This is a genomic window from Mesorhizobium sp. M0815 (assembly GCF_040319995.1).
In the GTDB taxonomy this organism is placed as follows: Bacteria; Pseudomonadota; Alphaproteobacteria; order Rhizobiales; family Rhizobiaceae; genus Mesorhizobium.
This window is the reverse complement of the sequence record NZ_JAMYOU010000010.1, coordinates 95,210-120,358: the sequence shown is the minus strand read 5'-3', so window position 1 is coordinate 120,358 and position 25,149 is coordinate 95,210. Positions and strand designations below refer to the sequence as shown.

Annotated in this window: 27 protein-coding genes; 18 read left to right on the top strand and 9 right to left on the bottom strand. The window is 63.4% G+C overall.

Annotated features, from left to right (window positions below; translation table 11 throughout):
• Positions 1-33: 33 nt before the first annotated feature.
• On the bottom strand, positions 34-882 hold the full coding sequence (locus NKI01_RS13970; protein ID WP_352850491.1) for a MurR/RpiR family transcriptional regulator: 849 nt from the start codon (positions 880-882) through the stop codon (positions 34-36).
• Between the two features lie 216 nt (positions 883-1,098).
• Here NKI01_RS13970 and murA point away from each other — a divergent pair, with 216 nt between their 5' ends.
• The 9 genes from murA (at position 1,099) to NKI01_RS13925 (ending at position 11,734) form a co-directional block, all read left to right on the top strand.
• A complete protein-coding gene (murA, locus tag NKI01_RS13965; RefSeq protein ID WP_352547495.1) occupies positions 1,099-2,355 on the top strand; it encodes a UDP-N-acetylglucosamine 1-carboxyvinyltransferase in 1,257 nt (418 codons plus the stop codon).
• Positions 2,352-3,242, top strand: a complete 891-nt coding sequence (locus NKI01_RS13960; protein WP_352789794.1) for a glucosamine kinase nucleotide-binding domain-containing protein — start codon at positions 2,352-2,354, stop codon at positions 3,240-3,242. The genes murA and NKI01_RS13960 overlap by 4 nt, the downstream gene beginning before the upstream one ends.
• 186 nt (positions 3,243-3,428) lie before the next feature.
• Positions 3,429-4,334, top strand: a complete 906-nt coding sequence (gene murQ / locus NKI01_RS13955; protein WP_502896899.1) for an N-acetylmuramic acid 6-phosphate etherase — start codon at positions 3,429-3,431, stop codon at positions 4,332-4,334.
• A gap of 99 nt (positions 4,335-4,433) precedes the next feature.
• Positions 4,434-5,954: an ABC transporter substrate-binding protein gene (locus tag NKI01_RS13950; RefSeq protein ID WP_352590309.1), complete on the top strand. Its 1,521-nt coding sequence runs from the start codon at positions 4,434-4,436 to the stop codon at positions 5,952-5,954.
• Between the two features lie 34 nt (positions 5,955-5,988).
• Entirely contained in the window at positions 5,989-6,948 is a 960-nt protein-coding gene (locus NKI01_RS13945; RefSeq protein ID WP_352789786.1) for an ABC transporter permease, read from the top strand.
• Entirely contained in the window at positions 6,948-7,787 is an 840-nt protein-coding gene (locus NKI01_RS13940) for an ABC transporter permease (protein ID WP_023716694.1), read from the top strand. Before NKI01_RS13945 ends, NKI01_RS13940 begins: the two co-directional genes overlap by 1 nt.
• Entirely contained in the window at positions 7,784-9,532 is a 1,749-nt protein-coding gene (locus NKI01_RS13935; protein ID WP_352493946.1) for an ABC transporter ATP-binding protein, read from the top strand. Before NKI01_RS13940 ends, NKI01_RS13935 begins: the two co-directional genes overlap by 4 nt.
• A gap of 70 nt (positions 9,533-9,602) precedes the next feature.
• Entirely contained in the window at positions 9,603-10,604 is a 1,002-nt protein-coding gene (locus NKI01_RS13930) for a serine hydrolase domain-containing protein (protein ID WP_352482740.1), read from the top strand.
• 5 nt (positions 10,605-10,609) lie between these two features.
• Positions 10,610-11,734 carry an anhydro-N-acetylmuramic acid kinase gene (locus tag NKI01_RS13925; RefSeq protein ID WP_352963565.1) on the top strand — a complete coding sequence of 375 codons (1,125 nt, stop codon included), beginning with the start codon at positions 10,610-10,612 and terminating at the stop codon, positions 11,732-11,734.
• On the opposite strand, the gene NKI01_RS13920 is transcribed toward NKI01_RS13925, so the two are convergent.
• Positions 11,735-12,163: a GNAT family N-acetyltransferase gene (locus tag NKI01_RS13920; RefSeq protein WP_352963562.1), complete on the bottom strand. Its 429-nt coding sequence runs from the start codon at positions 12,161-12,163 to the stop codon at positions 11,735-11,737.
• A gap of 49 nt (positions 12,164-12,212) precedes the next feature.
• Positions 12,213-13,394 carry an MFS transporter gene (locus NKI01_RS13915; protein ID WP_352963559.1) on the bottom strand — a complete coding sequence of 394 codons (1,182 nt, stop codon included), beginning with the start codon at positions 13,392-13,394 and terminating at the stop codon, positions 12,213-12,215.
• Between the two features lie 48 nt (positions 13,395-13,442).
• On the opposite strand from NKI01_RS13915, the gene NKI01_RS13910 reads away from it, so the two are divergent.
• From NKI01_RS13910 to NKI01_RS13900, 3 genes are all read left to right on the top strand, one after another.
• Positions 13,443-13,982 (top strand): Lrp/AsnC family transcriptional regulator, encoded by a 540-nt coding sequence (locus tag NKI01_RS13910; RefSeq protein ID WP_352963556.1) that lies wholly within the window; start codon positions 13,443-13,445, stop codon positions 13,980-13,982.
• A gap of 138 nt (positions 13,983-14,120) precedes the next feature.
• Positions 14,121-14,660 (top strand): dihydrofolate reductase family protein, encoded by a 540-nt coding sequence (locus NKI01_RS13905; protein ID WP_352547478.1) that lies wholly within the window; start codon positions 14,121-14,123, stop codon positions 14,658-14,660.
• A gap of 22 nt (positions 14,661-14,682) precedes the next feature.
• Positions 14,683-15,600 (top strand): sigma-70 family RNA polymerase sigma factor, encoded by a 918-nt coding sequence (locus tag NKI01_RS13900; RefSeq protein WP_352963553.1) that lies wholly within the window; start codon positions 14,683-14,685, stop codon positions 15,598-15,600.
• 74 nt (positions 15,601-15,674) lie between these two features.
• On the opposite strand, the gene NKI01_RS13895 is transcribed toward NKI01_RS13900, so the two are convergent.
• Genes NKI01_RS13895 through NKI01_RS13870 form a run of 6 tightly spaced genes read right to left on the bottom strand, consistent with a single transcriptional unit; the run spans position 15,675 to position 20,048 of the window.
• Entirely contained in the window at positions 15,675-16,934 is a 1,260-nt protein-coding gene (locus NKI01_RS13895; RefSeq protein WP_352482748.1) for an ABC transporter substrate-binding protein, read from the bottom strand.
• Between the two features lie 48 nt (positions 16,935-16,982).
• Entirely contained in the window at positions 16,983-17,411 is a 429-nt protein-coding gene (locus NKI01_RS13890) for a DUF4440 domain-containing protein (RefSeq protein WP_023716686.1), read from the bottom strand.
• Between the two features lie 8 nt (positions 17,412-17,419).
• Positions 17,420-18,475 (bottom strand): aldo/keto reductase, encoded by a 1,056-nt coding sequence (locus NKI01_RS13885; protein WP_352482750.1) that lies wholly within the window; start codon positions 18,473-18,475, stop codon positions 17,420-17,422.
• The gene (locus NKI01_RS13880) at positions 18,472-18,825 is read right to left on the bottom strand and encodes a TIGR04076 family protein (protein WP_352482752.1); all 354 of its coding nucleotides are present in this window, start codon (positions 18,823-18,825) and stop codon (positions 18,472-18,474) included. Before NKI01_RS13880 ends, NKI01_RS13885 begins: the two co-directional genes overlap by 4 nt.
• Positions 18,826-19,314, bottom strand: coding sequence for a DUF3830 family protein (locus NKI01_RS13875; protein ID WP_352963550.1), 489 nt, complete (start codon positions 19,312-19,314; stop codon positions 18,826-18,828).
• A complete protein-coding gene (locus NKI01_RS13870) occupies positions 19,311-20,048 on the bottom strand; it encodes a GntR family transcriptional regulator (protein WP_352963623.1) in 738 nt (245 codons plus the stop codon). The genes NKI01_RS13875 and NKI01_RS13870 overlap by 4 nt, the downstream gene beginning before the upstream one ends.
• 124 nt (positions 20,049-20,172) lie before the next feature.
• Between NKI01_RS13870 and NKI01_RS13865 the strand changes: the two genes are divergently transcribed.
• The 6 genes from NKI01_RS13865 to NKI01_RS13840 all read left to right on the top strand — a co-directional run bounded on the left by NKI01_RS13865 (position 20,173) and on the right by NKI01_RS13840 (position 25,113).
• The gene (locus NKI01_RS13865) at positions 20,173-20,970 is read left to right on the top strand and encodes an ABC transporter ATP-binding protein (RefSeq protein WP_352482755.1); all 798 of its coding nucleotides are present in this window, start codon (positions 20,173-20,175) and stop codon (positions 20,968-20,970) included.
• Entirely contained in the window at positions 20,967-21,716 is a 750-nt protein-coding gene (locus NKI01_RS13860) for an ABC transporter ATP-binding protein (RefSeq protein WP_023716680.1), read from the top strand. Before NKI01_RS13865 ends, NKI01_RS13860 begins: the two co-directional genes overlap by 4 nt.
• The gene (locus NKI01_RS13855) at positions 21,713-22,621 is read left to right on the top strand and encodes a branched-chain amino acid ABC transporter permease (protein WP_352482758.1); all 909 of its coding nucleotides are present in this window, start codon (positions 21,713-21,715) and stop codon (positions 22,619-22,621) included. The genes NKI01_RS13860 and NKI01_RS13855 overlap by 4 nt, the downstream gene beginning before the upstream one ends.
• Positions 22,618-23,601: a branched-chain amino acid ABC transporter permease gene (locus NKI01_RS13850; protein WP_352963621.1), complete on the top strand. Its 984-nt coding sequence runs from the start codon at positions 22,618-22,620 to the stop codon at positions 23,599-23,601. The genes NKI01_RS13855 and NKI01_RS13850 overlap by 4 nt, the downstream gene beginning before the upstream one ends.
• Positions 23,598-24,890 (top strand): NAD(P)/FAD-dependent oxidoreductase, encoded by a 1,293-nt coding sequence (locus tag NKI01_RS13845; protein ID WP_352963547.1) that lies wholly within the window; start codon positions 23,598-23,600, stop codon positions 24,888-24,890. Before NKI01_RS13850 ends, NKI01_RS13845 begins: the two co-directional genes overlap by 4 nt.
• A 76-nt stretch (positions 24,891-24,966) precedes the next feature.
• Entirely contained in the window at positions 24,967-25,113 is a 147-nt protein-coding gene (locus NKI01_RS13840) for a hypothetical protein (RefSeq protein WP_023716676.1), read from the top strand.
• Positions 25,114-25,149 lie beyond the last annotated feature (36 nt).

The window sequence follows — 25,149 nt, the reverse complement described above, 5'->3', positions numbered from 1 at the left end:
GCTCAAGGAGAGCGGGTGAGATGCGTCCAACGACTAAGCCTTCAGTACCGAGACGGCCAGTTCGCTGTTGTGGACGTATTCGTTGGCGTCAGGCTGCTTCTGCACGAGCAGGATGAACAGCAGGTCGGTGAGCGTCAGTTGTGCGTCGCGCGCGGTTATCGACGAAGAGCGCGCGCGCTCTTCATCGGCGATCGTGTGGAGGCGAATGTCGGCAACGCGGCTCAGCGGATTGTCGCGAAGTCCAGTGACGGCGATCACGGTGGTGCCACGTTTGCGAGCCAGTTCGGCTATCCGCAGGGTTTCGATGCTCGCCCCGGAATAGGAGAGCGCGAACAGCACGTCGCCTCGTCCAAGCGTCGAGACATTGGCCATTTGCACATGGCTGTCGCTGTCGTGCAGCACGTTGCGGCCGAGCTTCATCAGCTTGTAGGAAAAATCGCGCGCCACCAGCGAGGATGCGCCGACGCCGGCCAAATGAATGCGGCGCGCACCGTTCAAGGCTTCGAGGGCCTTGCCGATTTCCTGCTCGGTGTTGGCCGCGACGGTCTGCTGCATCGACAAGAGCTTGCTGCCGATCAGCTTGCGCAAGATGACGAGATAGCTGTCGCCGACCTCGATCGAACCGTGGATCATGCCGGCCGGCACGTGCCATTCCTGCGACTTGGCCTCACTGACGGCGAGCTTAAGCTCCTGATAGCTGGAATAGCCGAGCTTCTGGCTGAACTTGACGACGCTCGACTGGCTGCGGCCGATCTCGGCGGCAAGCGCCGCCGTCGACAGACGGAGCATCTGGTCGGGTTTATCGACGATATACCGACCAATCTCGCGGTCGCCGGGCGCCATGACTTCGAGCTTGGCCTCGATCTTCTTCAGGACGGACATGCGTTCCCCTGTTGCCAGTCATCGACAATGCCAAGCCAAGGAATAAATTATTCCGTTCCTGATTGACAGCCAAGAATGATCTATCAAATCTCGACCCGTGCGGTTTCGGCCTAGCCTTTCGCCCACACCAACGATTCGGACATGCACGGGAATTCGGACATGAAAGATCGCCTGCAAGCGCGTAGACTCGCCGACACCTTGGATTAGGTCAGAGCCATGGATAGATTGCGGATCGTCGGCGGGCACAGGCTTGAGGGCGCGGTGACGATCTCCGGCGCCAAGAACGCGGCCTTGCCGCAAATAGCGGCAGCTTTGCTCAGCCCCCACCCGCTGCAGCTGACCAACCTGCCTGAGGTGACCGATGTCGACAACATGCTTGGCGTCGTCGGGCTTCATGGGGCTGAAGTCACCAGATCGGCGCATGCCGCCACAATCGATGCCAGTGCTGCCGTCTCCAGGGAGACAAGCTACGACACAGTCAGGCGCATGCGCGCGACGGTGCTGGTTCTCGGTCCGCTGCTTGCCCGCTTCGGCCATGCCCGGGTCTCGCTGCCTGGCGGATGCGCGATCGGCGCACGGCCGGTCGACATGCATGTCGCCGCGCTTGCGGCACTTGGCGCCGACATTGCCATCGAAAACGGGCTGATCGTCGCGTCTGCGCCGGGCGGACTGAAAGGCGCGCGCATCGTTTTGAGCTCGCCGTCGGTCGGCGCGACCGAAACTGCGATGATGGCGGCGACGACTGCACACGGCGAGACCGAGATCCTCAACGCGGCCCGCGAGCCGGAGGTGGCCGATCTTGCCGCCTGCCTGAACGCCATGGGCGCGCGGATCGAGGGCGCCGGCACGCACCGCATCCTGATCGCGGGCAGCACAGACTGGCGCGCCGCCACGCACGACATCATCCCGGACCGGATAGAGGCCGGCACCTATGCCGTCGCAGCGGCTATCACCGGCGGTCAGCTCGAGCTGACCCACGCGCGGCTCGAGCACATGGCATCCGTCGTCCAGCTGCTCGAAGCAGCCGGTGTGAAAATATGGCCGGGCGACCGCGGGCTGATCGTGTCGAGAGACGGGCCACTCGAGGCGGTCGACGTGACGACGGAGCCCTATCCGGGCTTTCCGACCGATCTTCAGGCGCAGTTCATGGCGTTAATGTGCTGTGCCGAGGGCGCTTCGCTGTTGCGCGAGACGATCTTCGAGAACCGTTTCATGCATGTGCCCGAACTGATGCGGCTCGGCGCCAATATCAAGCTGCAAGGCACCATGGCGCTGGTGCGCGGAGGCGAGAAGCTGAAGGGCGCGCAAGTGATGGCGACCGACCTGCGCGCCTCCGTCTCGCTGGTGCTGGCGGCGCTGGTGTCCGAAGGCGAGACAACGATCAACCGGGTGTACCACCTCGACCGTGGCTATGAGCAGTTGGACCGCAAGCTCCGCCTGTGTGGCGCCCAGATCGAGCGGATAAGTGGATGAGTGCCGGCGCGGTGTCTCCGCATTATTTCCTGGGCGTCGATGGCGGCGGAACCGGCTGCCGGGCGCGTATCGAAGACGAGGCAGGAACTGTGCTCGGGCAAGGCCTGTCGGGCCCGGCGACAACGCGGCTCGGTATAGAGGCGGCCTGGGCCTCGATTGCCAAAGCCTTTGGCGCGGCGATCGAAGAGGCAGGGTTCGCGGCGGTGGAAATCGCCAGGATCCGCGCCGGCATCGGTCTTGCCGGCATCGGCCGCAAGGGTGCGCTCGAGGCGTTTCGTGGCATCGAACATCGCTTTGCGAGCATCGACTTCGTCAGCGACGGCGTCGCGGCTTGCCTTGGCGCTCATTCGGGTCAAGACGGCGCCATCGTCATAGCCGGGACCGGTTCGATCGGGCTCGGCTTTGTCGAAGGGCGCGACCTGCGCGTCGGCGGCTACGGTTTTCCGATTTCCGACGAGGGCAGCGGCGCCGATCTCGGACTAAAGGCAGTGCAGCTTGCCTTGCGTGCCCATGACGGCCGGCATGAGCGGACGGCGCTGCTGACCGAGGTGATGCAGCGCTTCAGGGACGATCCGTTCGAGGCGGTGGCCTGGATGGACCGCGCCAGCGCGACCGACTATGCCGCCTTGGCGCCGATGGTGATCCGCCACGCCGACCAGGGCGATCCGGCCGGACGGCGCATCGTGCAAGGTGCTGCCGAGCAGGTCGACACGTTCGTGCGGGTGCTGTTCGAAAAGGGCGCGCCGCGGGTTACGCTGCTCGGCGGTCTGTCCAGCCCGCTAGAGCCATGGCTCGCTCCCGACGTCCGCCGACGTCTGAAGCCGGCCGATGGCGATGCGGTTTCGGGAGCCATAATCCTGGCTAGGAAATCCCTGTGTCAGCGATAGTGCTCCTGCCTGAAGGAATATTATATTCCTAGAATCCGTTGACACGAGGAATATCGAATTCTAAAAAGTTAACCAAGCAGAAGCAAGTTGCCGGTCGCCGGCTGCGGGCACTGGACGTCGCCTGGCACCGCATCACATTCCTGCTCACGGCAGATTGAAAGCAAGCAAGTGGTCGAACACGGGTTGATGTCGGAGCTGGAGCGATTGGTTTCCGAGGACCGGAATCCGAAGACGATGGACATCGATCTGTTGCCGACCCTCGAGGTGCTGCGCAAGATCAATGACGAGGACAAAGGCGTTGCGGCAGCCGTCGAGAAGGTCATTCCCGACATTGCTGCGGCCGTGGACCGGATCGTGAGCGCGTTCCAGAAAGGTGCACGCCTTGTCTATATGGGCGCGGGCACGAGCGGCCGGCTTGGCGTCCTCGACGCCTCGGAATGTCCGCCGACCTTCGGCGTGCCCGAGGACATGGTGATGGGCCTGATCGCCGGCGGCGTCGACGCGCTGGTGCACTCCGCGGAAGGCGCGGAGGACGATCCGAAGCAGGGAATAAAGGCGCTGCAGGACATCAAGCTGACCGCCGGCGACGTGGTCGTCGGCATCGCTGTCAGCGGACGCACACCCTATGTCATCGGCGGCTTGACCTATGCCAAGCAGGTGGGAGCCACCACCGTGGCGCTGTCCTGCAATCCGCGATCGACCATTGCCGGAATTGCCGATATTGCCATCTCTCCGGTGGTTGGACCGGAGGTCCTCACCGGCTCGACCCGACTGAAATCGGGAACCGCGCAAAAGCTGGTGCTCAACATGCTGTCGACCGCCAGCATGATCCGCATCGGCAAGAGCTATCAGAACCTGATGGTTGACCTCAATCCAAGCAACAAGAAGCTGATCGCCAGGGCGGTCAGGATCGTGATGCAGACGACCGGCTGCGCGGCGCAGCAGGCACGACAGGCACTCGACCAGACCGGCAATGACGTAAAACTGGCAATCCTGGTGACGATCACCGGCATGGGCGTCGAAGAAGCACGTAAGGCGCTTGCCAATGCGGGAGGTTTCCTGCGCAAGGCGATAGGCGAAAAGACGGTGTAAGACCGCATGGATGCTGGGCCGATGTTCCGGGGCGTGTGTCCCTTTGAAGCGGTCCGGGGAACTGCAAGGCATCAGGTTTAACAATAATGGGAGACGACAATGGTACGGCACATTGGCAAGAAACTGCTTTCCGGGATGACGCTTGCGGCAATGCTGGCCATTGCCGCGGCACCGGTGCAGGCGAGTGCGGCGACGCTGCACATGGCCTGGTCGCAGGACGCCACCGGTCTTGATCCGCACAAGCAGACGGCATTCTCCTCGCTGCGGTTGCTGGAGCTGATCTATGAACCGCTGGTACGGCTCGACGCCAATCTGCAGATCACGCCCGCGATTGCCGACTCCTGGCAGTTCTCGGCGGACGGCAAGGAGCTGAGCTTCAGGCTCAATCCGAAAGCAAAATTCCAGAACGGCGCCGCCGTGACCTCGGCCGACGTCAAGGCATCCTTCGAGCGCATACTCGACGAGAAGACCGGTGCGGCCGCCCGCGCCAACTTTCTCTCGATCGCCAGCATCGACACGCCCGATCCAGCCACCGTCGTGTTCCACCTCTCGCAGCCGGATGTGCCGATCCTGACGGCGATGAGCGACGTCAATGCCGCGATCGTCCCGGCAAGCGAAATCACGGCCGGCTCGATCGGCACGACGACGGTCGGCTCGGGTCCGTTCAAGCTCGAAAAGTGGGATCCTAATTCCAAGGAAGTGCTTGTCGCCAACAAGGATTGGGCGGGCGGCGCGACCGGTGTCGACGGCATCGAGATCAGCGTGCTGCCGGACGAAACGGCGATCCTGGCGGCGATGCGCACCAAGCAGATCGACTTCGCCCTGCTCAACGATCCACTTGTCGCCACGCTGGTGCCCAAGGAAGCCAGCCTGCAGTTGAACCGCGTGCCGGTGCTTGCCTACCACGTGCTGCAGCTCAATCCGTCCCGCAAGCCGATGACCGAACTCAAGGTGCGTCAGGCGATATCCTGCGCCATCGACCGGCAGGAAGTGCTGGACACCGCCTCGCTCGGCGAAGGCAAGGTCACCGGCCCGCTGACCATCCCGGCGCTGGCGACCGATCCGAGCCAGTTGTTCTGCTACAAGCGCGACGTCGAGAAGGCCAAGCAACTGATGACTGAAGCCGGCTTTCCCGACGGCTTTTCGGCGACCGTGATCGGCGCCACCGGCGAGCCGCCGACAGCAGCGGCGGAAGCCCAGGTCATCCAGTCGCAGCTCGCCGAAATCGGCGTCAAGCTCGATATCAAGATGATGGAGCTCAACGTCTATGTCGATGCCTGGCTGAAGGGCGATTTCGACATGGCCGTCGCGCTGAACGGCGGCAGGGCTGATCCCTACACTATGTACAACCGCTACTGGACCAAGACCGGCAATCTGCAGAAGGTGGCGAACTATATCGACGATACGCTGGACGGCCTTATGCAGAAGGGCCGCACCGAGACCGACCCGGCAGCACGCAAAGCGATCTTCGCCGACTTCGAGAAGCACATCACTGAGATGTCGCCCTGGATATGGCTCTACACGTCCTACAGCTACACGGCCCAGCAGAAGAATATCGCGGGATTCGAACCGGTGCCGACAGGTTCGCTGTTCAGCCTCGCCAAGGTGACGATCCAGTAGCTGCTTCGATGCCGGACGAGAGGATATTCTTCGCGTGAACTATCTGATGCGGCGACTGGCGACCTTCCCTCTCGTCCTGCTTGGCGTGTCCATCGTGGTGTTCCTGGCGATCCGGATGGTTCCGGGCGATTCGATCACGGCAATGCTGGGAACCGAAGCCGGCCTGCTGACGCCTCCTCAGCGCGACGCGCTTGCGGCCTATTTCGGCATCGACCAGCCCTGGTTCATCCAGTACTGGCGCTGGCTGCTTGGTCTTTTCCAAGGCAATCTCGGCATTTCGTCCACCTATGGCAGGCCGGTGCTCGGCGTCATCCTCGAACGCTTCCCGCTGACGCTGGAGCTTGCGCTGCTGTCGATGATCATCGCCCTTGTCGTCGGCATGCCGGCCGGGATCTTTGCCGCCACCCACAATGAGAAGCTTTCCGATCTCGGCGTGCGCGTTGTCGCAATGATCGGACAATCGACGCCGAACTTCGTCCTTGCACTGCTGATCATCTACACGCTGTCGGCGGGGTTTGGCGTTTTGCCGGCGATGGGCGAGTTTTCGCCGCTGTGGCGGGATCCGCTGCGCAATCTCAGCCAGCTGTTGCTGCCGGCCGTCACGCTCGGTTTCGCCTTCGCGGCGTCGGTCACCCGTATATCGCGTTCGGCGATGCTCGACGTGCTGAGCGACGATTACGTCAGGACCGCGCGCAGCAAGGGCGTCTCGGCGCGCGGCGTCATCTGGCGGCATGCTTTGCCCAATGCGCTCATCCCGGTCGTGACGCTGAGCGGCATAGAGTTCGGCTATCTCCTGGGCGGGGCAGTCATCGTCGAGCAGATCTATGCGCTGCCCGGTCTCGGCCGCATGGTGCTGGACGCCATCCTGCAGCGCGACTATGCGCTGGTGCAGGGAAGCGTGCTGTTCATCGCCTTCAACTTCATGATCGTCAATCTCCTCGTCGACCTCGCCTATGTCGCGCTCGACCCGCGTATTCGGCTAAGCGAGCACTGATGGCGACATTGCGGGCCATACTTGCGCACACCAGCGGCCGCATCGGCGGTGCCATCGTTGCGCTTTATCTGCTGCTTGCCGTACTTGGCATGCTGGGGCTGACGCCGGACAATCCGCTGACGCAGCACCGGGTCGAGCGGCTGCATGCGCCTGACAGCACTTACTGGATGGGCACGGACCTGTTCGGCCGCGATGTCGCAAGCCGGCTGATGACCGGGATCGGCCAGTCCTTCCTCGTGGCCTTCTTTTCGGTCGCCTTCGCGACACTGGCCGGCACCGTGCTCGGGCTGGCGGCAGCCTGGTTCGGGCGCCGCTGGGACGGCCTGGTGATGCGCATCATGGATGTGCTGCTGGCATTCCCGGCGATCCTGCTGGCGCTGCTGATCGTCGCGGTTGCGGGACCGGGAACCTGGACCAGTGTCGTCGCCATTGCCATCGTCTACACGCCGATCTTCACGCGCGTGGTGCGCGGCCCGGCTCTGTCGCTCAAGGCGCGTGAGTTCGTCGACGCGGCCCGCACGTTCGGCAGCAGCTCGAGCTACATCGTGACACGGCATCTGCTGCTCAATCTGGTCGCGCCGTTGACCGTTCAGGTGACGCTGGCGCTGGCCTGGGCACTGCTCACCGAAGCCGGCTTGAGCTTCCTCGGGCTCGGCACGCAGCCGCCCGCCGCGTCGCTCGGCCTGATGCTGAGCGACAGCCGCAACCTGATGGAGACAGCTCCCTGGTTGATGATCTTCCCGGGGGTGGCGATCATGATCAGCATTCTCGGTTTCAACCTGCTCGGCGATGCGTTGCGCGATGTGCTCGACCCGAAGACGCGGAGATCGATCGCATGATCCCGCTGCTGTCCGTCAGCGGTTTGCGCGTCGGCTTCGGCCGAAAGCCGTCAGCCAATGAGGTCGTGCGCGGCGTCAGCTTCGATCTCGCTGACGGCGAAACGCTGGCCATCGTCGGCGAAAGCGGCTCGGGCAAATCGGTGACGGCGCTCTCGATCAATCGCCTTGTCGATTATGGCGGCGGCCGCATCACCGCGGGCTCGATCAAGCTGAAGCGGGCCGACGGCAGCATGTTCGACCTGACCGCCGCGGCCGAGCCGCAGCTGACGAAGATCCGCGGCGGCGAAATCGGCATGATCTTCCAGGAGCCGATGACCTCGCTCAATCCGGTGCTGACCATCGGCAGGCAGATCGAGGAGTCGTTTCGCCTGCATCGCGGCCTGACCGGCCGGCAAGCGACGGCGGCGGCCAAGGACGCGCTCGACCGTGTGCGCATTCCCGACGCAGCACGGCGGCTGAAATACACGCCCAACCAGCTTTCGGGCGGCATGCTGCAGCGGGTGATGATCGCCATGGCGCTCGCCTGCAACCCGCGCCTGCTCATTGCCGACGAGCCAACGACGGCGCTGGATGTTACGGTGCAGGCGCAGATCATGGCGTTGCTCGCCGAGTTGAAGCAGGAAACCGGGATGTCGATGATCTTCATCACCCACGATATCGGCTTGGTTGCAGGTATCGCCGACAAGGTGATGGTGATGCAAAGCGGAGAAGCTGTCGAGCAAGGCGCGCTGAACCAGATATTGGACGATCCGCAGCATCCCTATACGCGGCATCTGCTTCATGCGGTGCCGCATTTCGCCGGCGGCAGTGCGACACGCAAAGACATGCAACGCGAAAAGCAAAAAGCTACCGAGCCGGCGCTGAAGGTCGATGGCCTCGTGGTGCGATTTCCCGTCAAGGGTGGCTTTTTCAGCCGCGCCAGCGGTGCCGTGCATGCGGTGGACGGTGTGGATTTCGACTTGATGCCGGGCGAAACATTGGCCGTCGTCGGCGAGAGCGGTTCCGGAAAATCCACCGCCGCCCGTGCGATTCTGGGGCTGGTGCGCTCGACGCGCGGCACAATCTTGGCCAGCACGCGCAAGGCCGCCGCCGGGCAGAGCGCCCTTCCCGTGCAGATGGTGTTCCAGAATCCCTATGGCTCGCTTAATCCCAGGCTCGCCATCGAAAGCATTCTTGCGGAACCGGTGATCGCCACGGGCGGGCGGATAACTGCTGAGACGCGAGCGAAAATGGCCGCGCTGCTGAACCGCGTCGGCCTGCCGGAAAACAGCCTGCAGCGTTATCCGCACGAATTCTCCGGCGGCCAACGCCAACGGCTGTGCATTGCCCGTGCGCTGATGCTCAATCCCTCCGTTGTCGTCCTCGACGAAGCGGTTTCGGCGCTCGACGTATCGGTGCAGGCCAGAGTGCTGGAGCTTTTGATCGAGCTGCAGAGTGAATTCGGGCTGGCCTATCTGTTCATCTCGCATGACATGGCTGTGGTCGAGCGGATCGCCCATCGCATCGCGGTCATCTATGCCGGCCAGATCGTCGAGATCGGCGATGCCAGATTGGTGCTCTCGGAGCCGAAGCACTCCTATACCAAACAGCTTATCGCGGCCGTTCCCACCATAGACCGGCGGCATGAACGTTTCGAGCTGGACACGCGCCAGGTTCCCTCGCTCGTGCGTCCGCTGGGATTTGAGCCGGGCCCGGCAAAATGGCAGCAGTTCGGGCCGGATCATAGAGTACGGGTGGAAGTGTGATGATTGTCGCCCGAAAGCATGCAGAGGCAGACGGACAGCTCCCTCGCTGCCTTTCAGACGGACGCCGCAATTGATCGATCCCGATCTCTTCTCCCGCGCATTCGCCCCTCTCGAAGCGGCAGTGGCTGCGGCGCGCATTCCGGGCGGCGTGCTCGGCATGGTCGACCGGGACGGCGAACGCATCGTCCGGGCAATCGGCTCAGCCCAAGTCGTGCCGAAGATAAGGCCGATGCATGTCGGGACATGGTTCGATCTGGCATCCCTGACAAAAATCATCTTCACCACACCGCGCATTTTGGCGCTGGCGGAAGAGGGGGTCATCGACCTCGACGCGCCGCTGATTTCGGTCCTGACCGATCTTCGCCAATATGACGAAAAGGCCTGGGAGCGGACGGTGACGTTTCGCCAGTGCCTCGGCCATCAGACACCGTTTCCCGCCGTCGCGCCGATCTACACCTATGGGCGTGACCCCGAGCTGTTGCGCGCCTTTGTCTTGCAGCGCGAGTGGCAGGTCGGGGAGCCGGTCTATTCCGATATCAACTTCATTCTGCTCGGCTTCGTCCTGGAGCGCCTGTCCGGCAAGACCATTCGCGACATGGATCCCGGTCCGGGCTTCGCGTTCTCCGCCGAACCGGGTCAAGCGGCGGCCACAGAAGATTGCACATGGCGCCATCGCGTGCTGTCAGGCGAGGTCCACGACGACAATTGCTCGGCATTGCAAGGGGCCGGTCACGCCGGGCTGTTCGGAACGGCAGCTTCGGTCCTCGACTTTGCGCGAGGGCTGCTGGACGGGACCGGCGCGTCGCAGCGCTCGATAGCGCTGATGCGCACGCCCTTGTCGGCAACCCGCACCCATGGCTGGGAGCGACCCTACGAAGGCTGGTCCGGCGGCCGGCTGTGCAGCCCCGAAACCATCGGGCATACCGGCTTCACCGGCACCGGGCTTTGGGTCGACTTCGACAAAAGCAGAGCGTGGACCTTGCTCACCAACCGGATCCATCCGACACGTCATTTCAACAGCGGGATCGCAGCGCTTCGCCAAGCGGTCGGCGATCTCGTCAACGGAGCCTGACAATCATGAAAAATGGCGAACCAATGTGGGCCGTCGGCTTGATGACCGGCACCGTGCTGGACGGCAATATCGACGTCGCGCTGATCAAGACCGACGGCGAGCGGATCGCGGATTTCGGCACCTACACGCTGGCCCCCTACCCGCAGTCGATCCGGACCTTGCTGGAAGAGACGCTTAGGCATGCAAGGAACTGGAATTTCACCGGGCCGGAACCGGCAATCTTCCACGAGGCAGAGGAGGCGCTGACGCGCGCCCAGTCTGCGGCGGTCAAGGATCTTGTCGAAAGCCACGGCCTGACCATGGCCGACATCGGCGTCGTCGGCTTTCATGGCCAGACCGTGCTGCACCGTGCCCCGCAAGTAGGCCGACTGGGCCAGAACCGCCAGCTCGGTGATGGCGAGCTGATGCATGCCATCCTGGGCACCAAGGTCGCCTATGACTTCCGCTCGGCCGACATGCGCGCCGGCGGCCAGGGCGCGCCGCTGTCGGCGGCCTATCACGCCGCGCTGCTGCGCGAAGCCGACGCCAGCGGCGACACGGCTGTGCTCAATCTCGGCGGCGTCGCCAACATCACCTGGTGGGACGGCAAGGACAATGTCATCGCTTTCGATACCGGACCCGCCAACGCGCCGCTGAACGACTTCATCAAGTCGAAGGGGCTTGGCGAAATGGACCGCGACGGCGCGCTGGCTCGCGTCGGGACGGTCGATGAGGCACGGTTGGCCAAGCTCCTGCAGCACCCGTACTTGACCAAGCCATACCCGAAATCGCTGGACCGTTTCGATTTCGGCGCCTCGATGGCGGACGGGATGAATGCCGAGGATGGCGCTGCCCTGCTGACGGCCTTCACCGCGGCCGCGGTCGGCAAGGCGCTCGATCTTCTGCCGCGTCGGCCGAAGCGGCTGGTGGTCAGCGGTGGCGGTCGCCACAACCCAACGATCATGGCCATGCTTGCCAGCCGCGCCGGCGTCGAAGCCGTGCCGGCGGAGGCGCTTGGCTGGAAGGGCGACGCGGTGGAGGCGGAGTGTTTTGCCTTCCTGGCTGTGCGCGTGCTTAGGGGCTTGCCGATCAGCTTCCCCAGCACGACCGGCGTGCCACAGCCGATGTGCGGCGGACGCCTTGCCGGCTAGTTAAGCCACCAATTTCTTCTGCAGGAAGATACGGCTTCGGCCAATGGGAAAGTCGGCGAGCGCACCGAACGGTCGATAACCTTGGCGCTCATAGGCCTTGGCGGCCTTGGGATTGAACGTGTCGATCCAGGCGCCGTGACAGCCGCGCGCCATCGCCTCCCTCTCGGCTGCCTCGAGCATCCGGCCGGCCATGCGCTGGCCGCGCAGCTTTTCATCGACCCAGAGCCATTGCACATAGAGCCAGCCCCAGGCGGTGTATCCCGAGATGCCGGCGACAATCGCGCCGTGCTCATCGCGCACGAACACGGCCAATGTCTTCCTGCCGGAGGCGCCGACATCACTGTCGTTGAACGCGGTAAGCCGCTCCCCGAGAAAAGCCAGTTCCTGCGGCAAGGGATCGGCGGTTGTCTCAAGCGTTGTATTGTCCATCCACCAAGCATCTATCGAAGGACCAGACCGAGACGCAAGCCTTGCTGCGCTATAGCTTCGGTGAACGCCACGCCGCTGCCGCAGCAGCGATCAGCATGAGCAAGGCTGCAACCACCGCCGACGCCGCAAAACCGAACGTGGAATAAAGCGATCCGAACGCCGTGGTGCCGACGAACACCGCGAGATAGGTCACCGCGCTGTTCAAACCCATGATCGTGCCGCGCCGCGCAGGATCGAGCGCCGACAGGCGCATCACCAGGACGTTCAGCCCGAAATGATTGGCAAGGCCCCAGACGGCTATCATCGCTATGGTCAGGCCGAAGCTGCCACTTGCCGCAGCAATCGCGACATAGACGAGCGCGACGAGCAGATAGGCAAACGGCATGACCCGCCGCGCGCCCAGACGATCGATGACGCGGTCAAGAAGTGCCGCCGTGCCAAAGCCGGCGCCATAGGCGAGCGCGGCCAGCCCGTTGGCACTGACCGGCCGTCCCAGGCCGTTGTGAAGGTGATCGCCGAGATAGCCATAGACGCCATAAAACGCCGTCATGAAGGCGGCGCAGGCGACCAGAAGCGGCACTATGCCGGGAACACCCAAGGCGCCTAGCGGCGTCGGTGCCGGACCGCTCTTCCTGACGTCGCTGAGCGACGTCAACGTGAGGCTGGCCAATGCGAGTGTTGCGAGCACCGCGACCGCCGCGAACACGGCGCGCCAATGCACCAGGTCGGCAAGTACGGCCGACAGCGAAACGCCGGCGACCATGCTCAGCGTCCAGCCGGTCAGCACGACGCCGATGGTCCCGCTTTCACGACCGGGCGGCGCAATCGCGGCGGAGCTGGCGTAGATTGCCGGCATGGCGACACCTGCAGCCATGCCGGCGAGAAGCTGGGCCGCGACCAGCGCCGTCACCGTCGGCGCAGCGGCGCTGGCGACAAGCGCTATCGCCAGCAGCAGCAACGCTCCTTGCAGCATGCGGCGGGCGCCGAGCCGGTCGATGTAGCGCGCTAGGAACAAGGCGCTTGCCGACGTACCGAGCCCGAACGCGGCGGACGCGATCATAACCGCCGGCACGCTTGTGCCGAACGACGCGGCCACCGCCGGTGCAATCGGACCGAGCACCAGCGAGTTCGAGCCGATCACGGCAATGCACCCGGTCAGCAGGTAAGCGAGTGCCGGGATTGGCGGCTTGGGGGCCGCTGCGAATGTGGCGACTTGATCACTGTTCGACATATGGCAATAATGGCCGTATTAAATTCTGCATCAATCGGGAATTTTAATATGGATGAAGAAACAGATGGCATTCCGCAGAACAGGCCTGCCGCCCGCGATATCGATGCAACCGACCGAAAAATATTAGGCGTCCTGGTCGACGACGCGACGATCAGCTATGCCGAGCTCGGCGACCGCGTCGGCCTTTCGCCGCCGGCAGTCCATGAACGCGTCAAGCGCCTGCGGCGGAGTGGCGCCATCCGCAACACCGCGGCCATCATCGATCCCAAGGCGGTACACAAGCCGCTGCTCGCCTTCGTCCATATCGATACCAAGGGGTGGGGAAAGACGCCGGAGCTGATGGCGATTTCCGAACATCCCGAAGTCGAGGAGATCCATTCGGTGGCCGGCGACACATGCATGCTGATCAAGGTCCGCACCGAGGACACGCGGGCGCTCGAAGGCCTGCTGTCGCGCCTCTACGAAACACCCGGCGTCACCTCGACGCGAAGTTACGTGGTGCTATCGACCTATCTGGAGCGGCCAGTGCAGCCGGGGATTACGACGGAGTGGCCGACGCCCCGGCACATGGCCAAGCCGCTCTATTAACTCAAACGATCCTCACGCGTATCCAAAGTCGAACCGGGAACGTCCTAGAGACTGCATCCTGTGGTTATCCATCGGGCCGTTTCGTTTTCGCCGGTTCTTGGGTCTCACGGGACGCCTGTGCGCAACCGGAGATATGCGATGAGAAAATTGATCGTGGGCAGCTTCATTTCGCTGGACGGCGTCATCGAAGCGCCAATGGAATGGGCCTCGCCCTTCTTCGACGAGGAGATGAAGGAGCACTCCTATGAAAAGGCCGGCGAGGCCGATTTTTTCCTGCTCGGCCGCATCACCTATGAAATGTTTTCGGCGCGCTGGCCGCAGGTCAAAGGCAGCAAGTACATGGACCGCATGAACGGACTGAAGAAGCTCGTTGCGTCGCGCGGCCTCAAGGAGGTGAGCTGGAACGCATCGCTGATCGAAGGCGACGTCGCTGCCGAAATTGCCAGGATCAAGCAACAGGCCGGCGGCAACATACTGAAGTATGGAGTGAGCAATCTCGACCAGACGCTGCTCGCCAACAGGCTTGTCGACGAGTATCAACTCTCGATCGTGCCGACCCGCGTCGGGCATGGCAAACGCGCTTTCCAGGATGTCGACCCATCCCTGGTCAAGCTGGAGCTTATAGATACGCACCGTTTCAAGAACGGCGTCATTACGCTGACCTATGTCCCGCTGTGATCCGCCGCCGAATTGAATGCCCATGAAGATGCAGCCAAGACTTGACCCGACCGGGCTTTTCGACGTCCGCTACGCCGGCTTCCTGGAGACAGTCGCGCATTTGCGTGGGCGGCTGCACCGCTACTGTGCACGCATGACCGGTTCGACGCTCGACGCCGAAGACGTGATGCAAGAGGCGCTGTTCGAGGCCTATCGGAAGATCGAGAAGCTGGACGATGCGAGTGCTCTTCGCCCCTGGCTGTTTCGCATTGCACATAATCGCTGCATCGATTTCCTGCGAAGCCGGCAGGTGCGTCAGCATGCGGAGGCCAATTTCGTCGAAGACGAGATCATCCTGCCGGTCGAGCCGGTGGGCAAGGGCGCGGATCGCGCGATCGAACGGCTGTTTATCCACCTGCCGCCCAAGGAACGCGCCTGCGTCCTGCTCAAGGATGTCTTCGACTATTCGCTGGAAGAGATCGCCGATCTCGTCGGCTCGACCGTCGGTGGCGTCAAGGCCGCGTTGAGCCGTGGCCGCTCCAAATTGGCCGCCTTGTCAGGCGAGCCAATCGTCCGTTCGGAGCCCCAGCGCGATCCGGAACTTCTGGAATTGCTCAGCCGCTATGTCGAACTGTTCAATCGCCGCGACTGGGACGGGGTACGGGCGCTGACCAGCGCGGATGCCCAATTGCAGGTCGCGGATTGCTTCAAGGGAAGGCTATCGGAATCACCTTACTTCGTTGAATACAAAAGAGCCTCGACGACCTGGAAAATGGCGATTGGCATAATCGATAGCGAGGCGGTGCTGCTCGTGCTTCACCATGGCGAAGACGGTTGGAAGCCGGCCCATCCGGTTCGGATCGAAGCCGCTGGCGGGATCATAAATCGCGTCACCGATTACTATGCCTGCCCCTGGATCATGCCGGCCGCTGGTGCGGTGGTCGTTTCCGGGCCGGCCTAACCGGCAGCAGGACCTGCAAGTGTCCGGCATCGACCTCAATGAAATGCGATCGATGCCGGACGGGGCATAGGCGCTTACTGAAGTTTCGCCTGCAAGGCGTTGACGTCATCCGTCGTCATTTCGCCGTCGGTCGTCACCTTGCCGTCGATGATCTTCCAGAGCCGGAACGGGCCGGTGATGTCGCCATACTTATCGAACGCGACCGGACCGATGACGCCTTCGTAGCGGATCGGCTTGCCCTCCTTGATCAGGCCGAGCGCCTTGGCGAACTCGTCCTTGCCGGCATAGATCGGCGTGCCGGCCGGGTCGACCGCCTTGTACATCGCGTCCTTGATCTTGGCCGGATCCTCAGAGCCGGCAATGGCGATGGCCAAGCCGACGATGGCGCCGGCATCATAGGATCGATCGGCCGCCGGGTTCGAGGGTTCGATGCCCGAAAATTCCTTGTAGTTTTTGGTGAAATACTCGGTCGATGCGGTCGGGCTGGTGCCGGAGGAAGTGCCGTACGCATCCTTCAGGTAATCCGCGCCAACGGATTCGATGAAGTCCGGGCTGTTCATGCCGTCATTGAGCAGGAACTTCTGGACACCGCCCTGCGAAATCCAGGTGCGGGCGATGGTCGCGCCGTCGACAGGCGTGCTGACGAGATAAAGCCCGTCCGGTTCGCCGGCCATCGCCGCGGTCACTTCCGAGGCATAGCTCGACTGCTTTTCATTGTAGGGCGTGTCGGAGACGATGGTGCCGCCGAGCGCCTTATAGGCGCGTGAGAATTCCGCCACCATGTTAACGCCGAAGTCGTTGTTGACGTGGATGACCGACAGCTTCTTGAAACCCTTGTCGATGGCGTATTTGGCGGCAGCGACACCCTGCAGCGCATCAGATGTGATGGTGCGGAAGAAGATGCCGTTGGTCTTGCCGTCGCGCCCAAGCGCCGTCAGCGTCGGCGACGAGGAAGCAGGCGACACCTGGACGATCTTGGCCGGAGCGGTGACCGAGGTCAGGATCGGGATCGACACCGAGGAAATGATGCCGCCGATGATCACCGGCACCTTCTTGACCTGCACGAGTTGTGTCGCGGCATCGACCGCGATGTTGCCTTGGCTCTGGCTGTCGCGGGTGTCGGTTGCTAGGTCGCAGCCGCGCACGCCGCCCGCCTCGTTGATATCGCGGAAGGCCATTTCGACCGATTTTGCGCCGGCCTGGCCGTATTCGCCGGCGGGACCGGTCAGTTCCATGACGAGGCCGACCGTGATCTTGCAATCCGCGGCCTGCGCTGCACCGGCCGCTGTCACCAGAGCCAGCGCAGTGGTGATCTGAAGTATGGTCTTTTTCATTGTTGTTCCCCTTTCGTTACACGACTCTCATTGACGCCTTGAGCCTGTTCAGTCTTCCGGCATCTGCAGCCAGGTTTCATGCAGATGTCGCCATTCGACGCCGTTGGGCGCCGATGAGCTGGTGGTGAAGACCGCACTCGAGCGGCGGCGGCTGTGCTTGCCCCCGCGCTGCTGTGCTTCGATGTAACAGACGACGATCGTGTCGTCTGACTGCCAGCCGGCCCGGATATCCTCGATCGAGATACTGAAATCGCCATCAGAGGTGGCGCGGCTTGCCCTGACATGGTCGAGCACCGCGTCACGATCGAGGACCTGACCGTCCGGCGCAACCATGCAGAAGCCTTCGCCCATGACGCGTTCGAAGCGGCTGAAATCTGCATTGTCCGCACTCGCCGCATTGAACCAGTCGACGAAGAAGCGGTGGAGATCGACCACTTCGGCACTGGCGCGGGAAAGCAAGGAGGGCTTCTCGTCCATGGCCGCGCTCATTTCCTGCCTGCATTCAAATTGTAATGCATGATCGAGCCGTGGCGGCCGTGACGGTCGCGTTCCAATGTGTAGACGTCGCCCAGCGGCCCACGGCTTTGCGCGATCACGGCAGCGATCCTCGCCCGGTCGTCGGCATCGAGCGCGATGTCCATGATTCTGGCATTGGCAAGGGCGTGCGCCTGGTTGCGGGCGCCGACGATGACGGCCGCCACTTGCGGCTGCTCCAGCACCCAGGCGCTGGCGATGGTGGCGATGTCGACGCCGTGGTGGTCGGCGACGGCCTTCAGTGTGCGAAGCAACTCCTGGAAAAGCTCCCAACCGCCAAAGTCGTCGATGATCAGCTTGTATTTGACCAGCGACCGGTTTTCGAGTGGCGTTTGTGGCTCGGCAACGCCTAGCCATTTTTCGCTGAGGAAGCCGCCCGCCACCGAACCGTAGCAGAGGAAACTGACGCCGTGCTGGCTGGCGAGCGCCGCAAGGCTGTTGGCCGGCCGCTGGTCGAGTACCGAGTATTGCAGCTGTTGGCTGACCAGCGGCACGCCGGCGGCCAGGATCTCGGCCAGCCGCGGCGTGTCGAAATTGGTGGTGCCGATGTTGCGCACCTTGCCTCGGAGACGCAGGTCGTTGAGCCAGCCCATCGCATCGACGTAGCCCGGCAGCGCATAGTCCCACCAATGGAACTGAACGAGATCGAGCCGCTCGGTCTTCAGCCGCCGCAGCGACTGGTCGACGATGCTGCTGATGTAGTCGCGGCTGATGCTGGAAAGCCTTTCGAGGTCAGGCACCAGCTTGGTGTGCACCTTCATCTTGGCGGCGGCGTCGAGGCCGCGCTCATTGGCAAGCCGCAGGCGCGCGGCACCGATCAGTTCCTCGACGCCGGTATAGATGTCGGCACAGTCATAGGTCCCGATGCCGGCGTCGAACGTGGCGATCAGGTCGGTTACCGCCTGTTGGCGGTCGATCGCGCCGTGCCCGCCGGCAAGCTGCCAGCCGCCACGAATGACGCGCGAGATCGTGTAGCCGGGGCTGAGCTCGAACGCCTTGGCGGTCATCTCTGGTCAGTCTCCTTGGGCAGCGGCACAGCCGTGGTTTCTGAATGACTGAACCACCGCTTGCCGGTCCTGACGATCCTGAGCCGGCTGGCGCAATTGGGATCTGGACAGGCGATCTCGGCATCCGAAGTCATCCAGTCGTTCCTGTGGGTCGGGCGTTGCTTTGCGGCCAGAAGCGGCAACACTGCCGCAATGGAATAGATCGAGAAGCCCTGCCCCGTCGGCATCGACAGCATCTCGCCCTTCAACTCGAAATAGTCGCCGGCCTTGGCACCGCAATAGATCGGCTTGCCCTCGGGGACGACCGCCTCGACGCGAAGGTCGAAGAGTTCGAAACTGTCGTCGGCCATTCAGATCTCCACCCGGGTGAAGGTGATGTCACAGGCGCCGTTGCGGCGGATCGCGCCACAGGCGGCAGCGAATTGATCGCGCTCTTCGGGACGCACCTGCGCGACGACGCTTCCGGCAAGCCAGCCGATCGGGAACAGCAAGCGCGCGCTCGGTCCATAAAACAAGCCAATGTCGAAGATGGCATTCGGGTTGCCGCCCCACATGCGCGGCGGCACGTAGGACAACACGATGTCACCCGGCTGCGGCGTTAGCGTTGCGTTCTCCGCCGGCAAGGGCCTGGCATAGGTTTGGCCCTCAAGTTCGGCTGATGGAACCGGGCAGGAGATTTCCGGCCCGGTCCACATCGCATGGATGCCGGCAACGACGCGCGGCTGCTCGAGATAGGCCAGCAGGAAGGCGGCGTTGTCGGGCGCCTTTTCAGGCAACAGCAGCGCGGTCACGGAAAGCTTCGAGCGTGGCTCGGTGATCCTGATGCCAGGCGTCGTCATGCCCTCAATCCTTCTTTGCTTGCGGATTGGAGCTTGTCGCGCAGGAAGGCGAAGGGCCGGCTGATGTCCGCCACCAGCGCCTCGCGCGCTGCCTGGGCATCCTGCCTGGAAAGCGCTGCGACGATACTACGATGGTAGTGGGCGGTATCGACTTCACCGGCATCGGAAAATGCGTAAATGGCCACGCGAATGCACGGCCCGGATTGCAGCCACAGGCTCTCGATCATCGGGATCAGCACGGCGGAGCCACAGCATCGGTAGATCTCGAAGTGGAAGCTCTGGTTGAGCGTCGCCTCGCGGTCGATATCCTTCTTGTGCTTCAGCGCCCGCATCTCGTCCCATTGGCCCAGCATGGCTTCGACCGTGGCTATCTGGCGCGAATTCATGCGGTTAGCGGCAAGTGCTATCGCTTCGCCCTCTATGAGGGAGCGGGCGCGCAAGAGGTCGTCGATACGCTCCAGCGTGATAGGCGGCACGCGCACCGAGCGGTTGGGAAGCGCCTCCAGCGCCTTCTCGGTGATCAACCGCCCGAGCGCCTCACGCACCGGCATGGTACTGGTGATCAGCGCGTCGGCGAGGCCACGGATGGGCAGCACCTGACTCGGCTCGAAAAGGCCGCCGATCAAGGCACGGCGCAGCTCCGAATAGACGCGATCCTGCACGGTTTCGCGGCCGACCGGCGTAAGCTGGGCTGCGATCGTTTCGTTATTCCGTTCGATGGCGGCCTTCTGCATGGCGTTCCCGGTGGCCATTCGGCCCGTTTTCGGCTTGCGGAAGAAATTAAAGCCGAATAGCGTGATCAAAGCAAGTGTGATCACAAATCATAGGCGGCGAAGACGCTTTCGGCCAGAGGGATTGATGGGCGACACGACAGAACGGCAGGAGGAGATCCGCACGCCGGTTCTGACGGCCAGGAACGTCGTCAGACGCTTCGGCGGCCTTGTCGCGGTCAACAATGTCTCGTTTGACGTCCAGCCAGGCGAAATACTCGGCCTTATCGGCCCGAACGGCGCCGGCAAGACGACGATGTTCGACCTGCTGGCCGGCAGCATCCTGCCGACCAGCGGCGAAATCCTTCTCAACGGCGTATCGGTGTCGGGGGAAGCTGCCCATCGCCGCATCGGCCGCGGCCTTGGCCGCACGTTCCAGATCCCCCGGCCCTTGCCCAATCTGACACTGATCGAAAACGTCATGCTGGCCGCGCAGGGGCAGGCCGGAGAAAGACTGCTCGCCAATTTCCTGACGCCGCGGCGGGTCGCCACCGAAGAGCGGGCGGCCGAGACGAGAGCCATCGAATTGCTTGAGCTCGTCACGCTCGCCCGCCTGGCGCACGAGCCGGCGCGCGTGCTTTCGGGCGGCCAGCGCAAGCTGCTCGAACTGGCCCGCGTCATGATGGCCGATCCGGCAATCATCCTGCTCGACGAACCTGCGGCCGGCGTCAATGCGACGCTTCTTGAAGTCATCATCGACCGCATCCGCGATATCAACAGAAGCGGCATCACCTTCCTGCTGATCGAGCACAATATCGACATGGTGACGCGGCTCTGCCACCGGGTGCTGGTCATGGCAAGCGGCCAGCTGCTGTGCGAGGGCACTCCGGACGAGGTTGCGCGCGACCCGCGCGTCATCGAGGCCTATCTCGGAGGCGCTGCATGAGCCAAACGGTACTCGACGTCCGCGGTCTCGAAGCCGGCTATGAGCCCGGCGTGCCGATCGTGCGCGGCGCTTCGATCACCGTCGACCAGGGCGAGATCGTCGTCGTTCTCGGTCCCAACGGCGCCGGCAAGTCGAGCCTTATCAAGGCCATCGCCGGCCTCGTCCCGATCACCGGCGGCACCGTGCTGCTGGACGGCAAGGACATCACGGCGGCGCCCGCCCACACCATGGTCCGCCTTGGCCTTGCGTTCGTGCCGCAGACCGAAAACATCTTCCCGCTGATGTCGGTCGAGGACAATTTGAAGGTCGCCTGCGGCATCCTGAGGCCGCGCGAGATCCCTGCCCGCATCGAGGAAATGTATGCGGCCTTTCCCGATCTCGCCCGTCAGCGCAGAACGGCCGCGGGCAATCTCTCGGGCGGACAGCGGCAGATGCTGGCCGTCGCCCGGGCGTTGATCGTCCATCCCACGGTGCTGGTGCTCGACGAACCGTCGGCCGGCCTGTCACCGAAATTCGTGGCGATGGTGTTCGAGATGCTGGCCGGTATCCGCAAATCCGGCGTCACCATTCTGCTGGTCGAACAGAACGCCAAGGCAGCGCTTGCGATCGGCGATCGCGCCTACGTGCTGGTCGAGGGCAAGGACCGGCACCAGGGCATCGCCTCCGAGCTCTGGAACGATCCTGTCGTCGCCGAGCTCTATCTTGGCCAGCGCCGCCCCGACCTTGGAAAAGGAGGCGCGGCATGAACCTGCAATTCGTCGCCGACGGGCTGCTGGCAGGCTCGATGATCGGCCTCGGCGCCATCGGCGTGACGCTCACCTATTCAATCCTGCGCTTCTCGAACTTCGCCCATGGCGACTTCATGGCCTGGGGCGCCTATGCGACGCTCGCCGTGGTTGGCGCTATCGGCGCGATGTTCGGCAAGATCGCGCCGATCGCACCCCTCTCCTTCGGCTGGCCGCTGATCGTCGCGCTCATCATCGGCATGGCGGCCACCGGCCTGCTGGCGCTGGCGCTCGACATGGTGCTGTTCGCGCGGCTGCGCGCCAAGGGCCAGGCGATCATCGTGGTGATGGCGAGCTTCGGCGCCTCGATGGCGCTGAGAAGCCTGCTCGAATTCATCTTCACCTCGCGTCCGACCTATTTCAGCCGGGCGATCCAGATCGCCATGCCGATAGGCTTCGGCATTCGCATCACCCCGGACCAAATCGCGCTGCTGCTGCTGACCGCCGTTCTGGTGCTCGGCGTACATCTTTTGATGACGCGTACCCAGACCGGCCGCTCGATGCAGGCGTTGAGCCAGAACGCGGCACTTGCCCGCATTGTCGGTATCGACGTCGCCAAAGTCGTGCGCGTCACCTGGATCATCGGCGGGGGGCTGGCCTGTGTCGCCGGCGTCATGATCGGCATTCTCATTCAGATCCGCCCGTTCATGGGTTTCGAGATGCTGCTGCCGATGTTCGCGGCCGCCATCCTCGGCGGCATCGGCAGTGTGCCCGGCGCCGTTCTCGGCGGCTTGATCATCGGTTTGGCCGAAGCCGGCGCGGTGCAATTGATCGGCGCCGAATGGCGGGCGGCCATCTCCTTCATCATCCTGATGGCGGTGCTGTTCGTGCGGCCCATCGGCCTTTTCGGAGTGGGGGAACGCTGATGGATCTGCTCGGCTACGGCGCTTTCTTCCTGACCACCGCGCTGATTTTTTCGCTCGTCACGCTCGGGCTCAATTTGCAATGGGGGCTGACCGGGCTTTTCAATGTCGGGGTCGCCGGCTTCGTTGCCATCGGCGCCTACACCTCGGCACTGCTGACCACGCCCGACGATGCCGCGCGACTCGGCGGCTTCGATCTGCCGATCCTTGTCGGCTGGCTCGGCGCCATGCTGGTGGGCGGTGTCGCCGCCGCCATCACCGGCATCGCCACGCTGCGCCTGAGATCGGACTATCTGGCGATCACCACCTTTGGCGTCGCCGTCGTCGTGCAATTGGTGGCTCTCAATGCCCAGACGCTGACCGGCGGCCCGTTCGGCATCGGCTTCATTCCGCGTCCGTTCGGCGGCCTTGCCGAAACCCCATTGCTGTTCAACCTGTCGAATCTTGCCGTCGTCTCGGTGGTGACGCTAATCGTCTATCTCGCACTGGAGCATCTGTCGCGCAGCCCGTGGGGGCGCGTGTTGAAGGCGCTGCGCGAGGATGAGCGGGCCGCGATATCGCTGGGAAAAAGCGCGCGTTTCTACCGCGTCCAGGCCTTTGCCGTCGGCGGCGCCTTCATGGCGCTGGCCGGTGCGCTGCAGGCGCATTTCACCGGCTTCATCGCGCCGGACAATTATTTGCCCGCGCTGACTTTCCAGGTCTGGGTGATGCTGATCGTCGGCGGCTCCGGCAGCAATATCGGCGCCATCATCGGCAGCATCCTGGTTTGGGCGATCTGGGCCGGATCAGGAGCCTTGACCAGTTTGTTGTTCTCGCCCGAACAGCAGGCCCGCGCCGCCTCCCTGCAGATCGTCGCCATCGGCGTGATGCTGTGCGTCATCCTTCTGGTCAGGCCGAACGGCCTGTTCGGCGACAGGCCGCGACGCGCAAGCTTCGGCAAGGGCGCGAAAGCGGCTCCGGACGAGAGCGCTGCACGGTCATGAGCAACGTTGCCATGCCACGCGGCCTGTCGCTATGGCATGCGGTCGGCCGCAACCGCCGCGACCGGCCCGCTCTCGAAGGTGCACTCGATGTCGATCTGGCGATTGTCGGCGGCGGATTTTCGGGCCTTTCAACCGCGCTGCACACCGCCGAAAAAGGCATCTCGGTTGCCGTCCTCGAGGCGGAAATCATCGCCTGGGGGGCAACCGGCAGGAACGCCGGCTTCGTCGTGCCGAATTTCGCGAAAAGAGACCCCGACGATATCATTGCCCAGCTTGGGCCGGAACGCGGCGAACGCCTTGTCGGGTTCGCCACCGGCAGCGCCGACCTCGTCTTTGCCCTGATCAAGCGGCATGCCATCGAATGCGATGCCGTCCAGAGCGGCTGGATACAACCAGCCCATTCACCGGCCGCTTTGCAAAAGACCAGATCGCGCGCCGAACAATGGGCACAACGCGGAAGACAGACTGTCGCGCTGGACAGACAGGCGGTCGAAGAGCTGACCGGCGTTCGCGGTTATCTCGGTGGCTGGATGGACAGGTCGGGTGGCGTCCTCAATCCGGTCGAATATGCGCGCGGGCTGGCCGACGCGGCGGAAAAGGCCGGTGCGCGCATCTTCGAACATACGCGGGTTAAATCGATCGAGCGGACAGGGGGTGGCTGGACTCTGAAGACGGCCGCCGGTTCGGTGCGTGCCGAAAAAGTGCTGGTCGCCACCAACGCCTATGGCGGGGCGCTGGATCGCGCGCTGCAGCGAACCTATTTCCCGCTGAAAATCTTCCAGATCGCGACGGCGCCGCTGCCGCGCGAATACCGCACCCGCCTGCTTCCAGGAGGGCAAGGCGTCGGCGACACAAGGCGATATCTCTTCACCTTCCGCTTCGATGGCGAAAACAGGCTGATAACCGGCGGCATGCATGTTTTTGGCCCCGGTGCCGACACGCGGGTGCCGCGGGCGATCTGGCGACGGCTTGCCAGGCATCTCGATCTCCCGGGAATGCCGCCGATCGACTACAGCTGGTCGGGGATGGCTGCGGTCGAGCCCGACTTCCTGCCGCACCTCGTCGATCTCGGCCCCGGCCTGGTTGCGGGCTTTGCCTGCAATGGGCGCGGCATCGCCATGACGACTGCCATGGGCGAGGTGCTTGCCGACTGGGCTGATGGAACAAAGCCTCAGGATTTGCCGCTGCCGTTTGCGCCGCCGTCGCCGATCCCGTTCCATAGCCTGGTGCGGCATGCACCAAACATGGTGCTCCCCTGGAGCATGCTGCGCGACCGGCTGGATGGCTGATCGACGTGCGTCTCCGGCCGCCGTCCTGATACCCGAACTGCTAGACTCGCCCACATCATGTTGTTAACGACAGCGGATGAAGCAGAACTATCTTTATCTCATCATCGGCGCTTTGGTCGTCGCCGTCATTGCCTTGGGCATTTACGTTTATCGCGAGGAGACTAAGCCGAAAGGCGTGGAACTTCGTATCGACGATTCCGGCATTTCGGTTCAGGAAAAATAGACCAGGTATTCGTGTTGCCCGACTTTACGCTAGACG